Genomic DNA, 7020 nt, shown 5'->3' with positions numbered 1-7020 from the left:
GCGGGATGTCGTGCGAACGGGGCACGCCCGGACACCGGGCACCGGACGTCGGGCGAACGGCTCACGCCCGGACGTCGGGCGAACGGCTCACGCGGGGATGTCGTGCGGGATGTCGTGCGAACGGGGCACGCCCGGACACCGGGCACCGGACGTCGGGCGAACGGCTCACGCCCGGACGTCGGGCGAACGGCTCACGCGGGGATGTCGTGCGGCTGTCGTCCTCCGACGCCCCCGATGCCCTCGTCGTCGGCGCTCCCGTTGTGCGTGCGGTGCAGGAAGCGGATCAGCGGCGCGCTGTCGAACTGCACCACCTCCACGCCCTTCTCCGAGTGGAGCTCCACGACCAGCTGGGTCCGCCCGCACGGCCACACCCGGAAGCCGTCGCGCTCGGCGGGGGAGGTCAGGCCGCGTTCCAGCAGGTCGCGGCCGAAGGACCAGTCGATGCCGCCGGGGAAGGCGACACGGACGGTGCGGGGGTCGTCGTCGGCGTCGTACAGCAGGTCGACCGGCACCGCCGGAAGGTCGGGGGTGTCGTTGACGAGCCAGGCCTCGGCCTGTTCATGAATCACGGGGGGCATGGCCGATTCCTCCTGTTTTTCTCCTCTGCCATCAAATGTCGCACATTTTGCGTCAGGGGCACGGGTGGTGTGCGCCAGGAGGGTGGGCGACCAGTTGTGACGAACACGCTCTTGCGAGAGCTTTGCAACAAGCCCCTATCATTGAGCGGTTCACGACATGTCCGCAGCAGCAGCGGGGTCGCAGGAAGCGGAGCTTTGTCATGCATGTACCCGACGGATTCATCAACGCACCCGTCTCGGCCGTCACCGGAGTCGTCGCCGCCGGGGCCGTGGCGGTCGGGCTGCGGGGCGCCCGGCGGGAGCTGGACGAGCGGACCGCGCCGCTGGCCGGCCTCGTCGCCGCGTTCATCTTCGCCGTGCAGATGCTGAACTTCCCGGTCGCGGCGGGCACCAGCGGACACCTGCTGGGCGGGGCGCTCGCCGCGATCCTGGTCGGGCCGTACACCGGGGTGCTCTGCATCTCCGTCGTCCTGCTCATGCAGGGCGTCCTCTTCGCCGACGGCGGCCTCACCGCGCTCGGCGTGAACGTGCTCGTCATGGGCGTCGTCACCGTCGTCGTCGCGTACGCACTCTTCCGCGGGCTGCTCGGCCTGCTGCCGCGCACCCGGCGCTCCGTGACCGCCGCGTCCTTCGTCGCCGCGCTGGTCTCCGTACCGGCCGCGGCCTGCGCCTTCACGCTGATCTACTGGATCGGCGGCACCACCGACATCGCGATCGGCAAGGTCTTCACCGCGATGGTCGGGGTCCACACCCTGATCGGCATCGGCGAGGCCGTGATCACCGCGCTGACCGTCGGCGCCGTCATCGCCGTACGCCCCGATCTGGTCCACGGCGCCCGCGGCCTCGCCGCCCCGCTCAAGCTCCGGGTCGACGGCGAACTGGTCGACGTCCCCGCCGCGCGGCCCGCCGCCGCCCCGGCCGCCGCCCGCTCCCACCGCGGCCTCTGGGCCACCGGCCTGGTCACCGCCCTCGTCCTGGCGGGCTTCGTCTCCTTCTACGCCTCCGCCAACCCCGACGGACTGGAGAAGGTCGCCGCCGACAAGGGCATCGACGAGAAGGTCGAGGAGCACGCCGCCAAGGACTCCCCGCTCGCCGACTACGGCGTCAAGAACGTCTCCGACGCCCGGATCTCCGGCGGCCTCGCCGGAGTGATCGGGGTCGGCGTCACGATCGTGGTCGGCAGCGGCGTCTTCTACGTCGTCGCCCGTCGCCGCCGCACCCCGGACGCCCCCGACGCCACCACGCACGACCGCGAGACCGTCTGACCGGACCCGGCCGCCCCACGGGGGCCACCGGTCCGATCAGTACGCAACACGCAGCACGCAACAGAAAGCCGTCTGACATGGGCGCAGGCCACGCACACAAGCTCTACCGGCACGGGCACTCGCCCGTCCACCGCCTGCCACCGCACTGCAAACTCGTCGCCGCCTTCTGCTTCGTCGTGGTCGTCGTCTCCACGCCACGTGAGGCGATGTGGGCGTTCGCGCTGTACGCCGTGCTGATCGGCGCCGTCGCCGCCCTGGCCCGCATCCCGGCGGGCTTCCTGCTCAAGCGCCTGCTCGTCGAGGTGCCGTTCGTCGCGTTCGCCCTGCTCATGCCGTTCGTGGTGCCCGGCGAACAGACCCACGTCCTCGGCCTCTCCGTCAGCGTCCCCGGCCTCTGGGGCGCCTGGAACGTCCTCGCCAAGGGCACCCTCGGCGTCGCCGCCTCCGTGCTCCTGGCCTCCACCACCGAACTGCGCGCCCTGCTGCTCGGCCTCCAGCGGCTCAGGCTGCCCCCGCTGCTCGTCCAGATCGCCTCCTTCATGATCCGGTACGGCGACGTGATCACCGACGAGATGCGCCGGATGTCGATCGCCCGCCGCTCCCGGGGCTTCGAGGCCCGCGGCGTACGGCAGTGGGGCGTCCTGGCCAAATCGGCGGGCGCCCTGTTCATCCGGTCCTACGAGCGCGGCGAACGCGTCCACCTCGCGATGGTCAGCCGCGGCTACACCGGCTCCATGCCGGTCATCGACGAGGTGACGGCCTCCCGGACCCAGTGGGCGCACGCCGCCGCCCTCCCCGTTCTCGCCCTCGTCGTGTGTCTGCTGGGATGGACCGTATGAGCACCCCCACCGCCCCCGCCCCGTCCCTGGAGGTCAGCGGCCTCGCGTACGCCTACCCCGACGGCCACCAGGCCCTGTTCGGGGTGGACCTGACGGTCGCCAGGGGCGAACGCGTCGCCCTGCTCGGCCCGAACGGCGCCGGCAAGACCACCCTCGTCCTCCACCTCAACGGCATCCTCGACGCCGGGGCGGGCACCGTCCGCGTCGCCGGACTCCCCGTCGAGAAGCGCAATCTCGCCGAGATCCGCCGCCGCGTCGGCATCGTCTTCCAGGACCCCGACGACCAGCTCTTCATGCCCACCGTCCGCGAGGACGTCGCCTTCGGCCCCGCCGCCTCCGGCCTGCGCGGCGCCGAACTGGAGGAACGCGTCGTCGAGGCCCTGAAGCAGGTCGGCATGGAGGAGTACGCGGACCGGCCGCCGCACCACCTCTCCTTCGGCCAGCGCCGCCGCGTCGCCGTCGCCACCGTGCTCGCCATGCGGCCGGAGATCCTCGTCCTCGACGAACCGTCCTCCAACCTGGACCCGGCCTCGCGGCGCGAACTCGCCGACATCCTGCGCTCCCTGGACGTCACCGTGCTCATGGTCACCCACGACCTGCCGTACGCCCTGGAGCTCTGCCCGCGCTCGGTGATCCTCAGCGAGGGCGTCATCGCCGCCGACGACCGCACCCAGGACCTGCTCTGCGACGAGAAGCTGATGCGCGCCCACCGCCTGGAGCTGCCCTTCGGCTTCGACCCGCGCTCCGTGAGCGTCCCGCAGTCGTGAACGCCCCCGCGGTTGCGGGCGTTTCGCGGGCGTTCCGAGGCGCTGAACGTGCCGCGTCCCGCGCCCGTGGACGCGCCGTGACCATGAACAACGGGTGACCCGGCCCCCGCCCCACCCGTGCGGGGATGCACCATGGGGGAATGAGCGGGAGCACGGGAGCAGACGTGGACGTACGCGGCACGGTGGCGGCCGGATTCGAGCCGGTCCGGGACGCGTTCGTCCGCAACTTCGAGCAGCGCGGCGAACGCGGCGCGGCCGTCGCCGTCTACCGGGACGGGCACAAGGTCATCGACCTGTGGGCCGGTACGAGGGACGTGGACGGCGCCGAACCCTGGGCCGTGGACACCGTGCAGATCGTCCGCTCGGCGGGCAAGGGCATCGCCGCCGCCGTACCGCTGCTGCTGCACCAGCGCGGCCAGGTCGACCTCGACGCCCCCGTCGGCACGTACTGGCCGGAGTTCAAGACGGCCGGCAAGGAACGCGTCCTGGTCCGGCACCTCCTGTCCCACCGGGCCGGGCTCCCCGCGCTCGACTGCCCGCTGACCCCCTCCGAGGCGGCCGACGGGAACTCCGGGGCGCAGGCCGTCGCCGCCCAGCGCCCCCAGTGGGAACCCGGCACCGACCACGGCTACCACGCCCAGACCTACAGCTGGCTCGTCGGCGAACTGGTGCGCCGGGTCACCGGCCGCACCATCGGCCGGTGGATCGCCGAGGAGATCGCCCGCCCCCTCGGCCTGGACTTCTGGTTCGGCCTCCCGGACGACGAGACGCACCGGGTGGGCCGGATCGGGCCCGTCGAACCGCCCGCCGACGGGAGCGGCACCCTGCGGCTGCGCCCCAAGCGCTCCGTCACCGAGGCGTATGGCGACCCGCAGTCCCTCACCCGCCGCGCCTTCGGCGCCATCGACCCGCTGCCCGACGAGAACGACCCCGGCTACCGGGCGGCCGAACTCCCCGCCTCCAACGGCATCTCCACCGCCCGTGCCCTGGCCCGCTGCTACGCCGCGATGATCGGCCCGGTCGACGGCCACCGGCTGTTCGCCCCCGCCACCCTCACCCTGGCCCGTACCGAGGAGTCGGCGGGGCCGGACCGGGTCCTGGTCGTCAACACCCGCTTCGGTCTCGGCTACATGCTCCACGGCCCGGCGGCCCCGCTGCTGGCCCCCGGCTCCTTCGGCCACCCCGGCCGGGGCGGCTCCCTCGGCTTCGCCGACCCCGAATCCGGCATCGCGCTGGGCTATGTGACGAACGGTCTGCAGAAAGGAGTCACCGCCGACCCCCGTGCCCAGGCCCTGGTCAGGGCAGTACGGTCGGCGCTATGACTCCTCCTCACCCCGCAACTCCCGCAACCCCCGGACCCTCCGCACACCCCGCCGGGCCGCGATTCGACGGACACGTCGCGCTCATCACCGGAGCGGGCCGGGGCATCGGCGCCGCCACCGCCCGCCGACTGGCCGCCGAGGGCGCCCGGATCGTGGTCACCGACCTGGACGGCGACCGCGCCGAACGCACCGCCGGGGCGATACGCGAGACGGGCGGCACCGCCGAGGCGCTGCCCTGCGACGTGGGCGACCGGGCGGCGGTCGAGGCAGCGGTGGCCCAGGCCGTCGCCCGCTTCGGCCGCCTCGACGTGCTGGTGAACAACGCGTACTCCTGCTCATCGGACCTCCCGCTCTTCGAGGACGAGCCCGACGAGGCGTGGGAACGCGACCTGGACATCTCGCTCTCCGGCCCGTACCGCTGCTCCCGCGCCGCGCTCCCGCACCTGATCGCCTCCGGGCGGGGCGCGATCGTCAACATCGGTTCGGTCAACGGCGAACAGGACTTCGGCAACCACGGCTACAGCGCGGCCAAGGCGGGCCTGGCCAGCCTGACCCGCACCCTCGCCGGGCACGCCGGGCCGCGCGGCGTGCGCGTCAACCTGGTCGCCCCCGGCACGGTCCGCACGGACGCCTGGGCGGGTCAGGACGTGGCGCTGGCCCGGGTCAGCCGCATCTACCCGCTCGGCCGGGTCGGCGAGCCGGACGACATCGCCTCCGCCGTCGCCTTCCTCGCCTCCCGCGACGCGGCCTGGATCACGGGGACCACACTGCGGGTCGACGGTGGGCTCACGGCCACGAACTACGGCTTCCAGCACGCGATTTCGGGGGAGTAGGCGCCGTTTTTCGGCCTCTTTCCCCCGGCACCCCGGAGCGGAGCGGCAGTTTCGTGCCGGGGTGCCCCCATCCGGTTGTCCCGGCCCCGCCGGGAAGGAAGGATTCGTTCCGAGGACCGACGGGGGAAGGGATCAACCGGCATGGCACGGAAGGCGATCGGGACGGTGGCCGCACTGGCCGCGGCACTCGCACTGGTGTGGTTCGGCTATCTGGCCTTCTTCGACGAGGAGGAGAAGCCGTTCGTCACCTACCGCTACCAGGCCATGTGCCAGGAGCCCCAGAAGTTCTCCCAGGCGGCACCGCGCTCCGACAAGGGCCCCCGCCCCGTGGTCATCGACGACTACTGGTCCGAGGCGGACTCCGCCTCGGACCGGCCGACCGCCGCGGACCTCCGGATCTGGAACCCCGCGAAGCCGGAGACGGTGCAGCTCGTCGCCTGCGTCGAACGCACCGGCCGGGGCGAACAGGTCAAGCGCTGCGTCTACCAGACCGTGCCCGACGTCATCGGCGGCACCGGCAGCGGCGAGACCAGGCAGCACCCGTTCTCCCTCTACCTCTACAAGGGCATCTACAAGGTGACCCTGTACGAGGCCGCGACCGGAAAGCGCCTGGGCGGCACCGAGATCCACGGGGACCGCTTCCGGTCGGACGACCCGAACGGATCGATGGCCGACCCGTGCCCGCCGCGCACCATCGCCCCGGAGCCGGGCGAGGACGACGAGAAGGAGTCGGAGCCGACGGCCGCCCAGCTCCGCGAGTTCCTCGACCCGTACGTGCTCGGCTGAACCGGCTCGCGGATCAGGTCACTTCGGCTGTTCGCGCACGTCCACCACGGTTCCGCCGGCGTGCTCGATCAGCGTCCTCGGGTCGAGCGGGAAGACCGTGTGCGGGGTGCCCGCCGCCGCCCACACCACGGCGTGGTCCAGCAGCCCGCGGTCGGCCAGCACCCGGGTCCTCGTGCGGTGGCCGAAGGGCGGCACGCCCCCGATCGCGTAACCGGTCGTCTCCCGGACCAGGCCGGCATCGGCCCGCCCGACCTTCCCCGCGCCCAGTTCCACGCGCACGCGCTCCACGTCGACGCGCGAGGAACCGTCCATCAGGACCAGCACCGGTACGCCGTCGGCCTCGAAGATCAGCGACTTGACGATCTCGCCGAGCCCGCAGCCGATCGCGGCGGCGGCCTCGGCGGCGGTCCGGGTGGCCTCCGGGAACTTGCGGATCTCGACATCGAGACCCAACTCCCGCAGGGCCTCGGCGAAGCGCGGATGGGCCTCGGCGGCGGCCGTGGCGGCGGTGTCGGTGGCGGTGTCGGTGGCGGTTTCGGTGGTGTCGGGAGTGCTCATGCCCCGCACGCTAGCGAACGCGGTACGGGGCGGGCGGTGGCGGCGCCGATGCCCCGGCCCGCTCCGGTGATG

At 72.8% G+C, this 7020-nt stretch carries 8 protein-coding genes; 6 read left to right on the top strand and 2 right to left on the bottom strand.

The annotated features are described in order from the left end of the window. Positions 1-191: 191 nt before the first annotated feature. Positions 192-578 (bottom strand): SsgA family sporulation/cell division regulator, encoded by a 387-nt coding sequence (locus tag EAO76_RS15570; RefSeq protein ID WP_148836545.1) that lies wholly within the window; start codon positions 576-578, stop codon positions 192-194. A gap of 200 nt (positions 579-778) precedes the next feature. Here EAO76_RS15570 and EAO76_RS15565 point away from each other — a divergent pair, with 200 nt between their 5' ends. From EAO76_RS15565 to EAO76_RS15540, 6 genes are all read left to right on the top strand, one after another. Next, entirely contained in the window at positions 779-1843 is a 1065-nt protein-coding gene (locus EAO76_RS15565) for an energy-coupling factor ABC transporter permease (protein WP_148836544.1), read from the top strand. Positions 1844-1920: 77 nt separating this feature from the next. Then, entirely contained in the window at positions 1921-2682 is a 762-nt protein-coding gene (gene cbiQ, locus EAO76_RS15560; RefSeq protein WP_148836543.1) for a cobalt ECF transporter T component CbiQ, read from the top strand. Continuing rightward, positions 2679-3449, top strand: coding sequence for an energy-coupling factor ABC transporter ATP-binding protein (locus EAO76_RS15555; protein WP_148836542.1), 771 nt, complete (start codon positions 2679-2681; stop codon positions 3447-3449). Before cbiQ ends, EAO76_RS15555 begins: the two co-directional genes overlap by 4 nt. 164 nt (positions 3450-3613) lie before the next feature. Next, positions 3614-4771 carry a serine hydrolase domain-containing protein gene (locus tag EAO76_RS15550; protein ID WP_148836668.1) on the top strand — a complete coding sequence of 386 codons (1158 nt, stop codon included), beginning with the start codon at positions 3614-3616 and terminating at the stop codon, positions 4769-4771. Then, positions 4768-5604 (top strand): SDR family NAD(P)-dependent oxidoreductase, encoded by an 837-nt coding sequence (locus EAO76_RS15545; protein WP_148836541.1) that lies wholly within the window; start codon positions 4768-4770, stop codon positions 5602-5604. The genes EAO76_RS15550 and EAO76_RS15545 overlap by 4 nt, the downstream gene beginning before the upstream one ends. Positions 5605-5745: 141 nt before the next feature. Further along, the gene (locus EAO76_RS15540) at positions 5746-6390 is read left to right on the top strand and encodes a hypothetical protein (RefSeq protein ID WP_148836540.1); all 645 of its coding nucleotides are present in this window, start codon (positions 5746-5748) and stop codon (positions 6388-6390) included. An 18-nt stretch (positions 6391-6408) separates the two neighbouring features. On the opposite strand, the gene EAO76_RS15535 is transcribed toward EAO76_RS15540, so the two are convergent. After that, positions 6409-6948 carry a YbaK/EbsC family protein gene (locus tag EAO76_RS15535; RefSeq protein ID WP_148836539.1) on the bottom strand — a complete coding sequence of 180 codons (540 nt, stop codon included), beginning with the start codon at positions 6946-6948 and terminating at the stop codon, positions 6409-6411. Positions 6949-7020: the final 72 nt, after the last annotated feature.

The sequence above is a fragment of the Streptomyces sp. sk2.1 genome (assembly GCF_008120935.1).
Taxonomy (GTDB): Bacteria; Actinomycetota; Actinomycetes; order Streptomycetales; family Streptomycetaceae; genus Streptomyces.
Note: the sequence above shows the minus strand (reverse complement) of the source record. Positions and strands in the feature narration are given on the sequence as shown.